This window comes from Paraburkholderia fynbosensis, assembly GCF_902859935.1.
Taxonomy (GTDB): Bacteria; Pseudomonadota; Gammaproteobacteria; order Burkholderiales; family Burkholderiaceae; genus Paraburkholderia; species Paraburkholderia fynbosensis.
This window is the reverse complement of the sequence record NZ_CADIKI010000003.1, coordinates 242,344-260,435: the sequence shown is the minus strand read 5'-3', so window position 1 is coordinate 260,435 and position 18,092 is coordinate 242,344. Positions and strand designations below refer to the sequence as shown.

General features: G+C 64.0%; 12 protein-coding genes. 4 read left to right on the top strand and 8 right to left on the bottom strand.

All coding sequences use genetic code 11. The features are described 5' to 3' along the window. Positions 1 to 132: 132 nt before the first annotated feature. From HV770_RS06845 to HV770_RS06830, 4 genes are all read right to left on the bottom strand, one after another. Positions 133 to 1,197: a glycosyltransferase family 4 protein gene (locus tag HV770_RS06845; protein ID WP_175158683.1), complete on the bottom strand. Its 1,065-nt coding sequence runs from the start codon at positions 1,195 to 1,197 to the stop codon at positions 133 to 135. Then, positions 1,194 to 3,734: a glycosyltransferase family 4 protein gene (locus tag HV770_RS06840; RefSeq protein ID WP_175158682.1), complete on the bottom strand. Its 2,541-nt coding sequence runs from the start codon at positions 3,732 to 3,734 to the stop codon at positions 1,194 to 1,196. The genes HV770_RS06845 and HV770_RS06840 overlap by 4 nt, the downstream gene beginning before the upstream one ends. A 4-nt stretch (positions 3,735 to 3,738) precedes the next feature. Continuing rightward, on the bottom strand, positions 3,739 to 5,895 hold the full coding sequence (locus HV770_RS06835) for a glycosyltransferase family 2 protein (RefSeq protein WP_175158681.1): 2,157 nt from the start codon (positions 5,893 to 5,895) through the stop codon (positions 3,739 to 3,741). Positions 5,896 to 6,102: 207 nt separating this feature from the next. Beyond that, positions 6,103 to 7,071: a glycosyltransferase gene (locus HV770_RS06830; RefSeq protein WP_175158680.1), complete on the bottom strand. Its 969-nt coding sequence runs from the start codon at positions 7,069 to 7,071 to the stop codon at positions 6,103 to 6,105. Between the two features lie 285 nt (positions 7,072 to 7,356). On the opposite strand from HV770_RS06830, the gene HV770_RS06825 reads away from it, so the two are divergent. The 3 genes from HV770_RS06825 to HV770_RS06815 are packed head-to-tail and all read left to right on the top strand — an operon-like array spanning position 7,357 to position 11,281. Next, on the top strand, positions 7,357 to 8,316 hold the full coding sequence (locus tag HV770_RS06825; RefSeq protein ID WP_175158679.1) for a UDP-glucose 4-epimerase family protein: 960 nt from the start codon (positions 7,357 to 7,359) through the stop codon (positions 8,314 to 8,316). A gap of 44 nt (positions 8,317 to 8,360) precedes the next feature. Further along, positions 8,361 to 9,389: an MraY family glycosyltransferase gene (locus tag HV770_RS06820; protein WP_175158678.1), complete on the top strand. Its 1,029-nt coding sequence runs from the start codon at positions 8,361 to 8,363 to the stop codon at positions 9,387 to 9,389. 11 nt (positions 9,390 to 9,400) lie between these two features. Next, complete coding sequence (locus HV770_RS06815) at positions 9,401 to 11,281, top strand: polysaccharide biosynthesis protein (RefSeq protein WP_175158677.1); 1,881 nt, start codon at positions 9,401 to 9,403, stop codon at positions 11,279 to 11,281. Positions 11,282 to 11,353: 72 nt separating this feature from the next. Here the strand turns inward: HV770_RS06815 and HV770_RS06810 are convergent, their stop codons facing one another. Further along, positions 11,354 to 12,454 carry an MraY family glycosyltransferase gene (locus tag HV770_RS06810; RefSeq protein ID WP_175158676.1) on the bottom strand — a complete coding sequence of 367 codons (1,101 nt, stop codon included), beginning with the start codon at positions 12,452 to 12,454 and terminating at the stop codon, positions 11,354 to 11,356. A gap of 294 nt (positions 12,455 to 12,748) precedes the next feature. Here HV770_RS06810 and HV770_RS06805 point away from each other — a divergent pair, with 294 nt between their 5' ends. Continuing rightward, positions 12,749 to 14,308, top strand: coding sequence for a methyl-accepting chemotaxis protein (locus tag HV770_RS06805; RefSeq protein WP_175158675.1), 1,560 nt, complete (start codon positions 12,749 to 12,751; stop codon positions 14,306 to 14,308). A 120-nt stretch (positions 14,309 to 14,428) separates the two neighbouring features. Here HV770_RS06805 and HV770_RS06800 read toward each other — a convergent pair whose 3' ends face one another. The 3 genes from HV770_RS06800 to HV770_RS06790 are packed head-to-tail and all read right to left on the bottom strand — an operon-like array spanning position 14,429 to position 18,025. Next, positions 14,429 to 15,163 (bottom strand): ABC transporter ATP-binding protein, encoded by a 735-nt coding sequence (locus tag HV770_RS06800; RefSeq protein WP_121316711.1) that lies wholly within the window; start codon positions 15,161 to 15,163, stop codon positions 14,429 to 14,431. A 37-nt stretch (positions 15,164 to 15,200) separates the two neighbouring features. Beyond that, positions 15,201 to 17,141 (bottom strand): branched-chain amino acid ABC transporter ATP-binding protein/permease, encoded by a 1,941-nt coding sequence (locus HV770_RS06795; protein WP_175158674.1) that lies wholly within the window; start codon positions 17,139 to 17,141, stop codon positions 15,201 to 15,203. Between the two features lie 8 nt (positions 17,142 to 17,149). Continuing rightward, a complete protein-coding gene (locus HV770_RS06790; RefSeq protein WP_175158673.1) occupies positions 17,150 to 18,025 on the bottom strand; it encodes a branched-chain amino acid ABC transporter permease in 876 nt (291 codons plus the stop codon). Positions 18,026 to 18,092: the final 67 nt, after the last annotated feature.

Genomic DNA, 18,092 nt, shown 5'->3' with positions numbered 1-18,092 from the left:
CTTGCTGATTGGGGGCGCGCAGTCAGAAGTGTGAGGCGCTTCTTCTAATGGAGCAATTCTCGTGCTCGTTGTTCGATGGGGCACGAGCGTCGGCGCCGCTGACCCTCGGGCCGACACTCGTTACGTGACTCTTCACGAACCCGTGCCGCGACGAGCCCGGTCGAACACTTCCAACCAATGCCGCCAGGATGTGAGTTGCAGCAGCTTGCCGGCGCGTTCGCGCGCGTTCTGTGTCAATGCGTTCCAACGCGACGCATCGTTGCGCAGCGCAATAATGCGCGCGGCGATCTGCTCCGCTGTCTCGTGCGTATCGCTGACCAATCCGGCGTCGTCGACCACTTCGGCGGCCGCGTGACCGGCCCGCACCACGGCGGGAATGCCGCGATGCATCGCTTCCAGCGCGGGGATGCAAAAGCCCTCGTGGCGGCTCATCGAGAGCAACAGCGAAGCGCGGTCATAACTCGACAGCAGGTCCGCATCGTCGACCATGCCGGTGAAATCAATCCGCGTCAGCACGCCGAGCGCGCGAGCGCGCTTGAGCAGGAATTTGCTGTAATCGTAGTTCGGCATGCTGCCGACGATCGTCATCGTCGCATCGACGCCGCCTTCGACGACATGCGCGAGTACTTCGATCGCATCTTCGACCCGCTTGTGCGGCACGACACGGCCGAGCACCAGCATGTTGAAGAGCTCCGGGGCAGGGCGCGCGATCGCGCTGTCGGCGAGAGTGGGCAGCGTCTCGAACACGGGTGGAATGACGGCGATGCTCGCGATGTCGACATACGGCGCGAGATCCTGCGCCACATGTTTCGAGTTGGTGACGATGAGATCGAAGCCCGCCAACTTCGGCAGCTGCAAAAAGGCCTGCTCACACAAGTCGGCCGTCACCGGCTCGAATTCACGCAGCAAGGCGGGATCGGTGATGCCGTGGTAGTAGCAGATCTTCGTGCACGGCAAGGCCAGCAATCGATCGAGGTTCGGCGCGAAGATCGAATAGCTGACGTACAGAAGATCCTCGCTCGTGGCTTGCGCGAAAAGCGTTTCGATCGGCCGCACCCGCGAGATCGCCGCGTCGAAGTTCTTCGCGTACGCGCGCGACTCCCAACCTGCGCTTTCAGCCATCGCAGCCAGCCCGAGGCAATGGTTGCCGACGGCGTCGCCTTCAAAGATGTCCGGTGCACAGATCAGCAGTCTCATCGCGCGCTCACTGTTTTTCGAATTTCATCGAGACGCTGCGCATACGCGCGCGCCACCGCCGCCATCGAATAGTCTCTTTCGATACGTTCACGACCCGCCTGGGCAATGCCCTCGCGCAGATTGGCGTCGCCGAAGACGCGCGCAATCTGGCCGGCGGCGATCCCTACGTCAGGATCGCACCAGTACTGTCCTTCGTGGAACAGGTAGTCGCCAGGGCGTAGCGGCACCAGTTCGCCGTCGACGAGGAATGCGGTCTGCTCGTCGCAGAAGTCCACATTGCCCGAGAAATTGGTGGTGATGACCGGCTGGCCCAAGGCCATTGCCTCGGCAATCACGCGGCCGAAGCCTTCGCTGCGATGCAGCGAAACGTACGCATTGCAGCAGGCCATGAAGTCGATCGTGTCCTGCCGGTTCAGCCGCTCGGAGACGATATGGATGCGTTCGTCCGCAGCCGCCAGTTCGAGCACCTGCCGCCATGTCGGGTCTTCGGCGCGAACGTTCATCGCCTTGATGACCAGGCCGACGCCGCTGGTTTCTTTCGCGAAAGCCTGCTTGAACGCCATGATTCCGGCGACCGGGTTCTTGCGCGTCAGCCACGAATTGCCGTCGAACATCAGATAGAACAGGAAGTCGTCCTTCGGCAAGCCATAGCGTTGGCGGTCGATGGATTGCGGCGTCGGAATGACCACGGCCATGGGCATGTGCCGCACCTTGGTGCGGCCCAGTTTCGCATACACGGCTTCAACGAAACGGCTTTGCGCCCAGATCTCGTCGACGAACGCGTGGGCTTGCCCGAACGCGCTCGGCCAGTGAGGCAGTTCCCACGGCCACGCACCGATCCTGTATGTGTCCGACTCGATCATGCGGCGCCCGCCTTCGAGCGCGAGCCGCACCATCTCCGGCGGCGGCAGGCAGAACAGGCTGACTTGATAGTCGAGTTCGTCGCGCAGCAGGTGGTCGATCGACGTATCGATCCGGGCCGGTCCGCTCATCGGCGCATTGATGAGCGCAACGTCGGTATTGCCGAGCTGCATGGCTTGCGCGGCCATCCGCGCGTCCTCGCCGAGACCGAGCACGCCTTGCGGGAAGCCCACGATATTCACGCCGAACGGCCGCATCTGGATGCGCGGCTGCTGGTCTCTGAGCTGCGTTGCTGCCCGATCGCGGATTTCGGTCGGCACGATGCGCAGGTGCCGCAATTGCAGATATTCGAGCCGGCCGGACGTGTACCACCACGCAACGAGGCCCAACGCACCTTGCAGCGTCGTGATGTCGAAGGCCTCGGTCAGGTCGGGCCGGTTCTCACGGACGCCGAGCAGCAGTCGGGGCAACGCGATTGCCGCGGCAGGCATCGAGTCCGTGCGCAGCAGGTCGTCGAGCGTCTCCTGAATCGGCCAATGGAGGCTCGGATATTCCCGCTTGCCGCCGCCCATCCACCACTGCATCACGTCGAGCCGGCCGAGGTACGTGTCGAGATCGAAGAGCGCCTGCAGATCCGGCCGGCTTTCGATCAGAAGCGGCAGAAAATGCGGTGTCTTGAGCAGCCCGCGTGCATCGCCGTTATCGAGCTCGTTCAGGCGGTCGAAAATCTTCGCCGTCGGCCAGTCCAGCCGGCGGTATTCGCGCTTGCCGTGCGTATCCCACCACAACAGCATGCTGAAGCGGCCCTTGAAGCTGCTGAGGTCGATCATGCTCCTCAGGTCCGGTCGACCGCTGACGAGGGGCGCGACGAAACGCGGAATATCGATCAGCGTGCCGGTCTCGTCGTGCTCGATCTCGTTCAGTTGAAGAATGGCAGTGGATGTTTGCCAGACCAGCCTCGGGTACTCGAACTTGCCGTGTTCGTCCCACCAGATCAATGCGCCAAGACGTCCGGCAAACGTTGTCATGTCCATGCTGGAGCGCAGGTCGGGGCGGCTATTGACCAACAGTTCGAGGAAGGCCGGGACGTCGATCTGGGTGGGATGATGCTCGCTACCCAGTTCGTTCAGGCTGTCCCAGACCGGATTCGGCGACCATGACAGGCGCGGATATTCGAACTGCCCATGCGTTTCCCACCAGCTCAAAGCGGCGAGTTGACCCGAGAACGCGTCGAGATCGAGGTTGGCGCGCAGGTCCGCGCGCGCGTTGACCAGCAGCGTCATGAAGCGTGGCAGCCGGGCGCGCGTCGGCCCGATCGACAGATCGCTGCGCAGCAGCGTCTCGAGCAATGCTTTGTCATCCAGAATGTCGGGCGCATTGCCGGCCAGCCAGAAGCTGACGGCCTGCGGAAACTTGTCGACCAGCGTCTGCGTGTCCAGTTGTGCGAGATACGCGACATCCGCCTCGCCGAGCACCCACTCGAAATCCGGATAGTCGCGCTCGCCGTATGCCTTCCACCAGAAATACAGCGTGATCCGGCTTTCGATCGTTTGGTGCTCGAACGATGCGAGGTCGGAGCGGAACTTCAACAGAAAATAGATTGCGTTGGGAAGCGCAAACAGTACGGTGGGAGACGGATGCCGGCACTCCGTGGCCCAATCTTTTGTCAATGGCATGGCGTTATTGATGGCACGCGAGACGCGGGCTCATGGTCATCACGAAGTCGGTCGAGTCGATCGACAGATTGGGCGAGTAAAACGGGTCGTTCCACAAGGCATCGCCCCAGCGCTTCTTCACGAACTCGATTTCTTCGACAAAGCGCGCCATCTTCTCGGGCGTATCTTCATAGCCGCGGGAAGCGGACTCGTGGTGGTACAACTCGGCAAACGGGGTCCACACGTTGCGGTAGCCGGCGTCGCGCACGCGCAGGCAGAAATCGACGTCGTTGAAGGCGATGACCAGACCCTCGTCGAGTCCGCGCACTTCACGGTAGATACTCGTGCGGATCACGAGGCACGCCGCAGTGACCGCGCTGACTGCATTGCGCAGCACCGCCCGGCAGAAGTAGCCCGGCGCATTGCGAGGCAGGTACTTGTGGCCGTGGCCGGCCAGCCCACCCATGCCGAGATACACGCCGGCATGCTGGATGGTGTCGTCGGGGTAGAGCAGTTTCGCGCCCACCGCGCCCACGTTGTCTTGCAGCGCGACCGAAACGAGTTCGCTCAGCCATTGCGGCGTGATCACTTCGATGTCGTTGTTCAGCAGACAGACGAACTCGGCCTTGCTCGCCAGCGCAATGCGGTTGTTGAGCGCCGAGTAGTTGAACGGCGAGTCGTCGCGCACCACGCGAATGCGCGCGTCGCCTTCGTAGCTCTTGAACAGCTCGAAGGTTTCGGGCTTGACCGAGCCGTTGTCGATGATCGTGATCAGATAGTTCTGGTACGTGGTGCGCTCCTTGATGGAGTCGACACACTGCTTGACGAGGCCCGCCGCGTCGCGCGTCGGAATGATGATTTCGACCAGCGGCTCCTGTTCGGGCAACGCGTAGACGATCCGTTGGTACATCACCGCGTCGTCAGCGGATTGCACCGTCCCGGCGATTTTGCTGCGCGTGAGGTGCTCCTGGACCGCGCGGGCCGCGGCGATCGTCGCGTAGGGCTTCGCTTCCGCGCCGGACGCGGTGCTTTCCGGCAGCACACGCCAGTGATACAGCACGCGCGGGATATGGTGGATGGCCTGCGGGCCGGCCGCTTCCATGACACGCAGCGCAAGATCGTAGTCTTGCGAGCCTTCCAGGCCTTCGCGGAAGCCGCCGACCTGCCGCAGCACGGCGGTCTTGTAGACGCCGAAATGCGAAATCATGTTCTGGCTGAGGAACAGGTCGTAATTGAAATCGCACTTGAAATACGGATCGTAGCGCTTGCCTTCGATCGTGACCTTGTCCTCGTCACTGTAGATCAACGCGGCTTGCGGCTCGCGCTCGATCAACTCCGCCACGTAGTACAGCGCCAGCGGATGCAACTCGTCGTCGTGATCGAGCAGGCCGGTGTATTCGCCGCTAACCAACGCCAGCGCACTATTGCTCGCCGCGCTGATATGACCGTTGGCCGTGCGGTAGATGATCTTGATGCGGGGGTCGCGCGCCGCGTACTCGTCGAGAATTTCCTTCACGTGGGGCTGCGTGGACCTGTCGTCCGCGATGCACAGTTCCCAGTTCGTGTAGATCTGATCGACCACCGAATCGATGGCCTTGCGCAAATACTCGGCCGGCGAGTTGTACGTCGGCATCACGAGGCTGATGAGCGGCTGGCGCTGCCACTCGCGCGCGGCCTCCATCAGACTCGGATAGCGTTCCGCCGCCACCTCGTTGATCGCAATCCAGTTCTCGTAGGTAGCCGGCAGCGGGGTGCCGAGCGCGGCCACCGCGTCGGCCTGGGCAAGTGCGGCCTCGTCCGCTTCACCGAACGGCAACGAGTTTTCGTCGACCACCAGCGCGAAGTCGTTCAGCGAGAACGGTCCGGGAAACGCGAGCGGATCGAAGCGCACCGCACGCAGCGTCCACGGGAACGAGATGCTCTGGTCCACATGGTCGTTGGCGTCTGCGCGGAGCCAGACCGCACCCTGTTCCGACATGCCGTCGCCCTTGTCGACATACAGCATGCATGGCGTCTTCGGCGCCTTGCCCGTTGCTAGCGTAAAAGACAGATGTACGGTGCGTCCACGCATGTGCTCCCAACCCGCAATGGCAAACTGCGGATCGTTTGTCGTTGCGTTCCATTGGTATTCGTCACCCGAGAATACTTCAACGTTATTGAGTGGTTGCAGTTCAAGTTTCATGTTGAATGAGGAGCTTTGGCTATATATCTATGATGGACGACATTGTCGGGCATGTGGCCAGCATCGAGAGGGCAATGTCGAACGGCACGGGTACGATGTTGCTTGGCGAACTCTCCTCTCAGGTCAATTCGAATAGTGGCTCATCGCCGCCTGGCCGCCGTGGAAGCCGGATACGCACGGCGGATTTATTTGAGCCAAGCCCGAACGTCATTGCACCGACAGCGATGCATACAGGTCTTTCAATGGAGAAAGCACCGCCTGCCAGCGCAGATCGCGATCGTGCCGGCGGGTGCCGCGTTCGAGTGTCAACGCCTCGCGGATCGATCGCGTGATGCTTGCGGCGTCGTCCGGATCGAGATAGGCCACCTGATCCGCGAAATACTCGCGCGTGGAGCCGACCTGCGTGACGGCGATGCGCGCGCCGGCCGCATGCGCTTCGAGCGCGGCGAGCCCGGGTGTTTCCAGTGTGCTCGGCAGACAGAACGCGTCACACGCGGCGTAGGCCGAGCGCAGCAGCGGCGAGTCGTGCGGCAGCACGCCGGGATAGATCACCTGGTCGCCGCCGGCTTCGAGGCACGCGCGCGCATACTCGGGGTCGCGCTGATGGCCGATCAGGACCACCTTGCGCTCCGGCATGGACTTCATGGCTTGCATGAGCGCAAGCTGGTTCTTGCGCGGTTCGATATTGCCGACGTTGAGCACGAAGGGTTCGGGAAGATTGAAATGATCGCGAAACAGTTGCGCCGGCACCGGCTCGTAAAACGTTTCTTCGACACCGTTGTAGACCGTGACGAATTTCTCGCGCGGCAGCCCGAACACCTGCGCGAGCGTGTCGCACTCGATGTCCGAATTTGCCACCACGCGATCGGCCAGCGTGAACTGATGCCTGATTTCGTCGACGGGATAGAGGTGCCTTGTCGCCTCGGTGATCCACAGGCTGGAGGACACGACGAGCGGCAAGCCCAACTGCTTGACGAAGTTGCAGAAGTGCACGGAGCCGCCGACGCAAGAGAAGAAGTGCACGACGTCATGCTCGAGAAAGCGCGGATTCCAAGGATCGAACAGGTCGACCTCTACGCCGTGCGCCGGAAGATGTTTGCGATACGCAAGCAACTGTATCTCTCCACCGCCAGGTGTGTGGAAAGCCATGGGGTACGTTGCAAACAGCACTTTCATAAATATGAGCTTATGTCCTCGATCTCTCGAATTTCCCGACAACGTTTGCCAGGGAGTTAACCCGCTTACAATATGCGGCCTGAACTCATAGCGGTACGCCGCCTTCGACCCTACAGATGCCGTATTGTACCGTGCTTCGTTTGCCATTCCGTGCGCCAGACCGTGCGGCTCCGGGGACGCGCTGGCAGCTCCTCAAGCGTGAGCGCGCAGCGGCGTTGACGTTTGAATTGCCGCCTGGCGTGGCATGACCGCGCTGCGCAACCCGATCGTCCTGGTGGATAAAACATGAGTCATACGGTTCTGATCACCGGCGCCAACGGCTTCGTCGGCAAGTCGGTCTCCAAAGCCTTGCTGCAGCGCGGCGACCGGGTCGTCGGCGCAGTACGCCGCGCCCGGACCGCGGCGCAAGGCGTGCGTGAATGGCTGCTCGACGCGGACGACTTTGAGGGCATCGAGCCACGCTGGCCCGTCACGCTCCAATGCGATGTGGTCATCCATCTCGCCGCTCGCGTCCACGTGATGCACGACACGACCGCCGAGCCGCTCGCCGCCTATCGCGCGACCAACGTCGACGGCGCGTTGCGCGTCGCCGCCGCGGCCCGTCGCGCGGGCGCGCGCCGCTTCGTGTTCGTCAGCAGCATCAAGGCGATGGCCGAAAGCAGCATCGGGCGGCCCATCAAGGAAACGGATCCGCCCGCGCCGTCCCATCCCTATGGCATCTCCAAGCTCGAAGCCGAGCGGGCGTTGCTCGCATACGGCCGCGAGTCGGGTCTCGAGATCGTGATCGTGCGGCCGCCGCTGGTCTACGGCCCGGGCGTGCGCGCGAACTTCCTGCAGCTGATGGGCGCGATCGCCCGGGGCGTGCCGCTGCCGCTCGGCGCGATCGCCGCGCGCCGCAGCCTCGTGTTCGTCGATAACCTCGCGGACGCGCTCGTGCATTGCAGCACCGATCCGCGCGCGGCCGGCCACACGTTCCACGTCACCGACAACCGCGATCTGAGCGTGTCTGAACTGGCGCGGGCGCTGGCCACGCAACTGCACGCACCGCAGCGTCTCGTGCCGGTGCCGGTCGGCGTGCTGCGGCTCGCGGGCCGTCTGACGGGACGCTCGGCGCAGGTCGAGCGGCTGGTCGGTGAATTGCGCCTCGACAGTTCGCATATCTGCGAGTGCCTCGGCTGGTATCCGCCGCACACCGTCGAGCATGGCCTGCTGGAGACTGCCGCCTGGTATCGCTCCACACATTGATCACATAGAACTGAACGCACTGACCTGCATTGAACCTGCTCCCGATGTCTTCACTTTCCGCCAACCCGGTGGTCCATCTGCTGCTGTGCGGCGCGCTCGCGCTGGGCGCGTGCGCGGCGATTCTGTGGGCACTCCTCAGAAGCGGTCTCGCGTGGCGGCTCGCCACCGACATCCCCAACGACCGCTCGCTGCACACCCGGCCGACACCGCGCGTCGGCGGTTGGGGCATCGTGCCGGTGAGCGTGGCGCTGATCTGGCTGGTCGCGCCGTCGCTCTGGCTGCCCGCGCTGGCCGCGGCGCTGCTTGCCGCGCTGTCGCAGATCGACGACCGCCGCGGCTTGCCCGCGCGAGTGCGCTTCGGCGGCCACGCGGCGGCGGTGGCGGCGCTGGTCGCCGTCTACCCCGCCGACGTGCCCTGGTGGGCACTGGCGGCCATGGCGGTTTTGCTCGTCTGGCTGGTCAATTTGTATAACTTCATGGATGGCTCGGACGGGCTGGCCGGCGGCATGGCGCTGTTCGGCTTCGGCGGCTATGCAATCGCCGCGTCCCTGCCGACGGGCCCCGCGGCGCATCCCGACGTCGCGCTCGCCTTGGCCAGCGTGGTGGTGGCCGGGGCAGCGGCGGGCTTCCTGCTGTTCAATTTCCACCCCGCGCGCATCTTTCTCGGCGACGCCGGATCGATCCCGCTCGGCTACCTCGCCGGCGCGCTCGGCTACTGGGGCTGGCGCGAAGGCGTGTGGCCAGTGTGGTTTCCCGCGCTGTGCTTCGCGCCGTTCATCGGCGATGCGTCGGTGACGCTGCTCAAACGCCTGCTGCGCGGTGAAAAATTTTGGGAAGCGCACCGCGAACACTACTATCAAAGACTGGTGCAGTCCGGTTTGGGACACGCGTCGACGGCATGGGTTTGGTATTTGTTCATGGCGGCGGGCATAATGCTTGCTATATCGGCTCTACAATTTGCCGTCCTGTATCAATGGCTGGTTGTCGTCGTTTGGGCTGCCGTGCTGGCGGTCGCCGGGCTGTGCATTGATCGCCGCTGGCGGCGCCGCGCGCCCCGTTCCGGGCAATCCTGAGGTTCTGCGCAATGAAAAGATTTAAAGCCCGATGGCTTTCGTTCAGTGCGTTTGCGTTCGACTTGTGCGCGGTGGCTCTGGCCTGGATGCTGGCGTACGTGATCCGTTTCAACGGTCCGGTGCCCGCCGCGTTCTGGTCGAGCGGTCTGCACGCGCTCGTGTGGGTGCTGCTGATCTACGCGGTGATGTTCCGCAGCTACGGGCTCTATCGCGGCATGTGGGTGTTCGCCAGCCTGCCCGATCTCGTGCGTATCGCGAAGGCGATTGGCGTCGGTGCGCTGTTCGTCGTGATCGGCTCCGCGCTACTGCAGCCGGCGCCCGTGGTGCCTCGCTCCGTGCTGATCGTCTCGCCGATGCTGCTGTTCCTCACGATGGGCGGCTCGCGCGCGCTCTATCGCGCGGCCAAGGAGTTCTATCGCTACGGCGGTCTGGTCGGGCAGGGCAAGCCGGTGCTGGTGCTCGGCGCGGGCAACGCCGGCGCGAACCTCGTGCGCGAGCTGAAGCGCTCGGGCGAATGGCGCCTCGCGGGACTGCTCGACGACGATCCGGTCAAACAAGGCCGCGAAATCTATGGCTATCGCGTGCTCGGCGCGATCAGCGATCTGCAGAAAATTTCCGCCGAACTGAAAGTGGAGCACGTCATCATCGCGGTGCCGTCCGCTTCCGTCGAAGCGCACCGGCGCATCGCCACGCTGTGCGTGCGCGCGGGCGTGCGGGCGATGACGCTGCCCGCGCTCACGCCGCTGACGCAGGGCCAGGCGTTTCTGTCGCGGGTGCGTCAGATCGATCTCGAAGACCTGCTTGGCCGCGATCCGGTGACGATCGACACGGAACACGTCGAAGCGCTGCTGAAGAACCGCGTCGTCATGGTGACCGGCGCGGGCGGCTCGATCGGCTCGGAACTGTGCCGGCAGATCCTGCGCTTCGGTCCGGTGCAGCTGGTGGCGTTCGACATCTCCGAATTCTCGATCTATCGGCTGAACGAAGAGCTGCGCGACAAGTATCCGGAAGTGTCGGTCGTGCCGATCATCGGCGACGTGAAGGACTCGCTGCTGCTCGATCAGGTGATGGCGCGCTACTGTCCGCATATCGTGTTTCATGCGGCGGCCTACAAACACGTGCCGCTGATGGAAGAGGTGAACACGTGGCAGGCCGTGCGCAACAACGTGCTCGGCACCTATCGCGTGGGGCGCGCGGCGATCCGCCACGACGTCGCCCATTTCGTGCTGATTTCCACCGACAAGGCCGTCAACCCGACCAACGTGATGGGCGCGAGCAAGCGTCTCGCGGAGATGGCCTGCTCAGCGCTGCAGGCGCAGGGCTCGCGGCGCACGCAATTCGAAACGGTGCGGTTCGGCAACGTGCTCGGTAGCGCCGGCAGCGTGATTCCGAAGTTCCAGGAGCAGATTGCGCGCGGCGGTCCGGTCACGGTCACGCACCCGGAGATCACCCGCTTCTTCATGACGATTCCGGAGGCGTCGCAACTGGTGTTGCAGGCCTCGAGCATGGGACGCGGCGGCGAAATTTTCATTCTCGACATGGGTAAGCCGGTGCGCATCGCCGATCTCGCGCACGATCTGATCCGTCTGTATGGCTTTACCGAAGAGCAGATTCGCGTCGTGTTCACCGGGTTGCGTCCCGGCGAGAAGCTGTACGAAGAACTGCTGGCCGATGATGAAACGACCACGCGCACACCGCATCCGAAGTTGCGCATCGCGCGGGCGCGCGCAGTGCCCGACTCCATGATCGACAATCTGCTGCCGTGGCTGATGCAGCACCGCGTGCCGTCGGACGATGAAGTGCGCCGCGATCTGCGCCGCTGGGTGCCCGAATATCAGCCGGCCACGGCTACCGCACTGCGCAGCGTGACGCCGGTGACGCGGGCGTCGTAGCGAAGGCGGCGGCAGCTTCGTAATCGCTCAGAGATACACATAAAGAAAAAGGCGCCCTGCGCCTTTTTCCGCTTACCGCTTCCCCTTCCTCACCACCATCCACCGCGGCGACTTGAAGCGCACGATGCTCACATACAGCCACACATAAGTCGCCGCGAACACCACAACGAAGCAGAACAGATGCAGCGTATGCCGCCAGAACAGCGTGGCCGGCACGACCGCGATCAGACATAGCAGCCACAGATACGGCGAAGTCAGCGAATTGCGCCGCGTCAGTTCGCGCGCGGTGCGCGTGCCGACCACCCAGCGCATCAGCCGCTTATACACGAGCATATGCAGATGCACGCCGTCGGGAATGCCCGGCGACATGCCGCGAATGAACTTTTTCCGGTAGATCGAGAAGCACGTCTCGAAGATCGGATACATGAACAGCAGCACCGGATACCACGCGGACACGTCGCGATTGCGCATCACCAGCATGATCGACAGTTCGGCGAGCATGAAGCCGATGAAGTACGCGCCGCCGTCGCCGAGAAAGATCAGCCCCGCCGGAAAATTCCAGATGAAGAAGCCGAGCACCGCGCCCATCATCATGAACGACGCGGACAGCACGATCGGATCATGAACCTGGAACGCCACGTAGGCGAGCGACGCGAACATCATGAATGCGACCATCGACGCAAGGCCGTTGAAGCCGTCGATGATGTTGATCGCGTTGGCGAGCGCCGCAACGGCCAGCACCGTGACCGCGAAAGAGACCACCGCGTACGAGAGCAGAAAGTCGAGCGGCGGCACGCTGATGCGCGTGACCGCGATATCGAGCAGGAAAAAAGCGAGCGCGGCGGCCACCATCGTGCAGACGAGGCGCACGAGCGGCGACACGCGCTTGGTCAGATCCTCGACGAGACCCGAGCCGAACGCCGGCATGCCGCACGCGACCAGGCCGAGAATGCCGCCCGACACGGCCGGATACGCACGATGCAACTGCACCGCCGCGGCAATCAGCCCGAGCAGTATCCCGGTCCCGCCGATGCGCGGCACCGGCCGCACGTGGAATTTCTGCACGCCGGCCAGATCGGTATCGGTGGACAATTTTTCATGCAGATGCGCATAGCGCACGATCAACAGCGTGATCAGCAGTGAAACCAGAAAGCCGAGCGCAAAACTAAGCATGAAAGTGGGCCTGAGCGAAGACGGCGAATTATACAAACGAAACGTCGGGCGCCGGCCGGGTGGCGCGCCACCCGCCATTGTCGCGCAACGCGCGGCCGATCCCAGATAGTGAGGTGCGAAGCGGACGCAAAGGCGCGCCAGTCATGGATTTCACCTATCCAGCGCAGTCGGCGCGCGGTCGTTAACCTGGATGCGGCGAAGTGTAAGTCACGCGCAACGAGTCACCGTCAAGCGGCGGCGCGTGCAACTGCCAATCTGTTTCGCCGCAGATCGGCAAGACGTTCCGGAGACCCAATGCTAAATAACATCACAATTCGTGGCGGCCTGACGCTGGTAATCAGCGTATTCGTCGCTTTCCTTCTGACGGTCATCGCTGTCGGTTATGGCGCGCTCAAACTCGCCAACAGCAGCCTCGACGACACGCAGCGCAGCGCGGTCGCGCTATCGCATCTGAAGGCGAGTTCCGAAAAGCTTCTGCAGGTGCAGCTCGCGTTGGGCACGTATCAGACGCTCTTTAGCGTCGGCAAGCAGACCGACGATCTGCTGCCGGCCGCGCACAAGGTGCTCGTCGAGTCGAACAAGGACTTCCGCAACTACATGGCGGGCCCGTTCGCGAGCGACGCCGAGCGCAAGCTCGCGCAAGGCGTCGAGCAGGCGCGCGCCGCGCTGGTCGACAAGGCGATCGAGCCGGAATTCAAGGCCCTCACCGATTTCGACTTCAACACCTTCCGCAACATCCAGGGCGACACCGCGAACAGCTTCTACGCAACCTATTCGAAAGCGATCGACGCACTCGAAAGCGCGCAGATCGACAGTCAGCACCAACAGGCCGCTACCGGCGCGCAGCGCTTCCAGCTGGCGACGCTGCTGTTCGTCGCTATCGGCGTGATCGCGCTCGTGATCGGCGTGGCGGCGCGCATGGCGCTGTCGGCGGCGCTGATCAAGCCGGTCAACGCGACCGTCAAGCACTTCGAGCGGATCGCCGCCGGTGATCTGACGGTCGCCATCAAGGTGCGCTCGCGCAACGAGATGGGCCAGTTGCTCGGCGCGCTGACGAAGATGCGCGACGGCCTCGTCGAAACCGTCGCCAAGGTGCGCGGCAGCACGAGCGCGATCACCCAGGGCGCGAACGAAATCGCGTCGGGCAACGCGGACCTGTCCGCGCGCACCGAGCAGCAGGCGGCCGCGTTGCAGCAGACGGCGGCCAGCATGGAGCAGTTGTCGGCGACGGTGAAGCAGAACGCCGACAACGCCAAGCAGGCGAACCGGCTTGCCCACGGCGCGCTCGACACGGTCACGCGCGGCGGCACGGTGGTGTCGCGCGTCACCGAAACGATGGACGGCATTAGCGAGTCCTCGCGCAAGGTGACGGAGATCATCGGCATGATCGAAGGGATCGCGTTTCAGACCAACATTCTCGCGTTGAACGCGGCGGTGGAAGCGGCGCGCGCGGGCGAACAGGGGCGCGGCTTTGCGGTGGTGGCCTCGGAAGTGCGCAGTCTTGCGCAGCGCTCGGGCGCGGCGGCCAAGGAGATCAAGGAGCTGATCGGCGAATCCGCGGCCAAGGTCGAGGAGGGCGCCTCGCTCGTGTCCGACGCGCAGAAGACGATTCACGAAGCGATGAGCGCGGTCGAGCGCGTCACCGGCGTGATGAACGAGATCGAGGCCTCCGCGCTGGAGCAGAGCGACGGCATCGAGCAGGTCAACAAGGCGGTCTCGCAGATCGACGAGGTCACGCAGCACAACGCGGCGCTCGTCGAGCAGGCCGCGGCCGCGGCGAAGTCGCTGGAAGAGCAGGCGGCGATTCTGAAGGACGCCGTCTCGGTGTTTCAGCTCGACACGCTGTCGGCGTAGGCAACTCGTACCGCTCGCGGGCGGGCGGAGGGCGCCGCGTGGCAGCGCGGGCCCGACAGGCCCATCGACAGCGGCCCGCAGTCGGGGCCGCCATCTCGATGGCGGCTCATGCCCGTCGAGTCAATGACTCGTGCCCAGATAGGCCGCCTTCACCGAGGGATCGTTACGCAATTGCAGCGCCGGCCCATGCGCGGCGATCCGGCCATTTTCCAGCACATAGCCGTAGTCGGCCACATTGAGCGCCGCCGCGGCGAACTGCTCGACCAGCAGCATCGTCACGCCCTGGCCCTTCAGATTCTCGATGATGCGAAACACCTCTTCGACGAGAATCGGCGCGAGCCCCATCGACGGTTCGTCGAGCAGCACGAGTTCGGGGTTCAGCATGATCGCACGCGCCATCGCCAGCATCTGCTGCTCGCCGCCGGACAGCGTGCCGGCCAGTTGATTGCGCCGCTCCTTCAGACGCGGGAACAGTTCGATCGCGCGCTCCAGATCGGCGTTCACGTCGCCGCGCGGCCGTGCCCATGTGAGGCGTGGAAACGCGCCGAGAATCAGATTGTCGGTTACGCTCATCGTCGCGAACACGCGCCGGCCTTCCGGCGAATGCGCGAGGCCGAGCCGCGCGATGCGGTGCGAGTCGAGCGAGTCGATCCGCTTCGCGCTTGCGCCCACGCCCATCGTGATTTCACCGGCGCTCGGACGGATCATCCCGGAGATCGCGCGCATCGTGGTGGTCTTGCCCGCGCCGTTCGAACCGATCAGCGTGACGACCGACGCCTTCGGCACGTCGATCGAAATGCCGTGCAGCACTTTGACCTTGCCGTAGCCCGCATGCAGATTTCTGATCGATAGCATGTGTGTTCCTGTGTGTCTCAAGACCTGTCTGCGCGACTCAGGCTGCTTGCCCGGCCGCCTGGCCGCCGAGATAAGCCTCGATGACTTTCTCGTTCGACTGGACTTCGGCCGGATTGCCTTCCGCGATCTTCTGCCCGAAGTCGAGCACCGACACGCGGTTGCACACGCTCATCACGACGTCCATGTGATGTTCGATCAGCACGACAGTGATGCCGTGATCGCGCACCTTGCGGATGATCGCGATCAGTTCCTTGATGTCCGGCGCGGTGAGGCCCGCGGCCGGCTCATCGAGCAGCAGCACTTGCGGATCGAGCGCGAGCGCCCGCGCGATTTCGAGCAGCCGCTGCTTGCCGTAGGGCAGGTTGCGCGCTTCCTCGCCGGCCACGTTCTGCAGCCCGACGAAGCGCAGCATGCCGAACGCGCGCTCGCGGGCAGCCTCTTCCTCGCGCCGGTAGCGCCGCGACATCAGCCCGACGTCGGCGAGATTGGCGCGGAACGTGTGATGCAGACCGACCAGCACGTTTTCGAGCGCGGTCATCTCGCCGAACAGCTGCACGTTCTGGAACGTGCGCGCGATGCCCGCCAGCGCGATCTGCGCGGAGGTCTTGCCCGCGAGCGACGTGCCGCGATAGTCGAGCGTGCCGGCGGTCGGTACGTAGATGCCCGTCAGCACGTTCATCATCGTGCTCTTGCCGGAGCCGTTCGGGCCGATCAGGCCGTGAATCGTGCCGCGCCGCACCGTGAGATCGACATTGTTGAGCGCCTTCAGGCCGCTGAACTGCATCAGGATGCCGCGCAACTGCAGGATGTCTTCCGTGCCGCCTGCTTGCACCGCCTGAACCGCATCGCCGCCGACCGTCGTGGGCGCCGTGGTGTCGACGGTGACCGTGCGCACCCGGCCGTGCAGCACGATCTTGCGCACGAAGCCGACCACGCCGTCCTGCAGGTAGTACACGACGAGCAGAATCATCAGGCCGAAGATCGTCAGCCGCCAGTCGGCGAGCGTGTCGATGCGGTAGGAGAACGCGGCGAGCCCGAGCGTGCCGAGCACCGGAATCGCCACCTTGCGCGGCGTCGTTACCTTGCGCGTGAGCGCCACGCCCGCGCCGATCACGACCACCGCCGCCAGCACCGACGCGACGATGCGGAACATGTCGATATCGTCGAGCAGTTTGGGCAGCAGCACGATGATTGCGGAGCCGAGCAGCGCGCCGGTGCGCGTCTTGCGTCCGCCCATGATGATCGCGAGCAGGAACAGGATGGTCAGCTCGAAGTTGTAGGTATTCGGCGAGATGTACTGCTCCGAATACGAATAGAGGCAGCCCGCCAGTCCTGCAAAACCCGCGCTGATCACGAACGCGTAGACCTTGTAGCGGTACACCGACACGCCCATGCAGTCCGAGGCGATCGGACTGTCGCGCAGCGCTTCGAACGCGCGGCCCAGGTGCGACTTGAGCACGCGGTGCACGACGATCAGCGACACCACCAGCAGCGCCGCGACGAGCCAGTAGTATTCGACTTCGTTCATCGGCCGGCCGCCCAACGACGGCTTCGGGATCTTCACGCCCATCGGCCCGTTGGTCAGAAAATCCATCTCGTTGATGAGGATCTGCAGGATCGTGCCGAACGCGAGCGTGACCATCGCGAGGTAGGGGCCGGACACGCGCAAGGCGGGCAGCGCGAGAATCGCGCCGAAGCCGGCCGTGATCAGGATCGCGAGCGGCGCGGTGACGAAAAACGGCATGCCGAGCTTGATGAACAGCACGCCCGCCGTATAAGCGCCGACCCCGAACAACCCCGCATGGCCGAGCGAAACCTGGCCGGTATAGCCGACTACGATGTCGAGACCGAACAGCAGGATCGCGTAGATCATGATGGTCTCGAACAGATGGATGTAGTACGGATTGCCCGACAGCACCGGGAACACCGCGAGCGCGACCAGCGCCAGAGCCGACGCAATGAGTTTCTTCAGATTCACGGCGGGCCTCACACTTTCTTGATCGAGGTCTTGCCGAACAGGCCGGCGGGTTTCAGCGCGAGCACGATCAGCAGCAGCACGAGCCCCGGCACATCCTTGTAGCCGGTCGAGATGTAGAAGCCCGTGGTGGTCTCCGCAATCCCGAGAATCACGCCGCCGACCACGATGCCGAGTCCGCTCGACAGCCCGCCGATGATCGCCACCGCGAACGCCTTGAGCCCGAGCACCGCGCCCATCGTCGCGCCGGTCAGCGTGAGCGGGGCGATCAGCACGCCGGCGAAGGCCGCCGTCAGCGACGACAGCGCATACGAGAACGTGATCACGAGGCCGGTGTTGATGCCCATCAGCGCGGCGGCGTCGCGGTCGTTCGCGGTGGCCACCACCGCCTTGCCGAAGATCGTCTTGCGATTGAAGAACTCGACGGCCAGCATCATCACGAGTGCGCCGCCGACCACCAGCAGTTCCATCGGCAGCACGTTAGCGCCGAGCACCCGGAGCGGCGCTTCCGGCAGCGGTGACGGGAAGCGCAGATCATCGCGGCCCCAGACGTTTTCCGCGACGTTCTTGAAGATGATGCCGAGCGCGATGGTCGACATGATCCAGCCGAATTCGGATTTGATCTTGATCGCGGGCCGCACGCCGATCCGTTCGACGAACGCGCCTTGCAGCAGACCAAACAGGCAGACGAGCGGAATCATCAGCCAGTAGTTGACGCCCAATGACACCAGCGTCAGGCCGACCAGCGCGCCGAGCATCAGCGCGTCGCCCTGGCCGAAGTTCAGCGTGCCGGACGTGGCGAACGTGAGTTGATAGCCGAATGCGATCACGGCGTAGATCATGCCGAGCGCAATGCCGCTATAGACGAGCTGCAGAAGAATGGCCATCGTCGAGCGCCTTCGTATTCACCGCTTATGAGGCAGAGCCGCGCCCGCCGTGAGGCGGGTGCGGCTC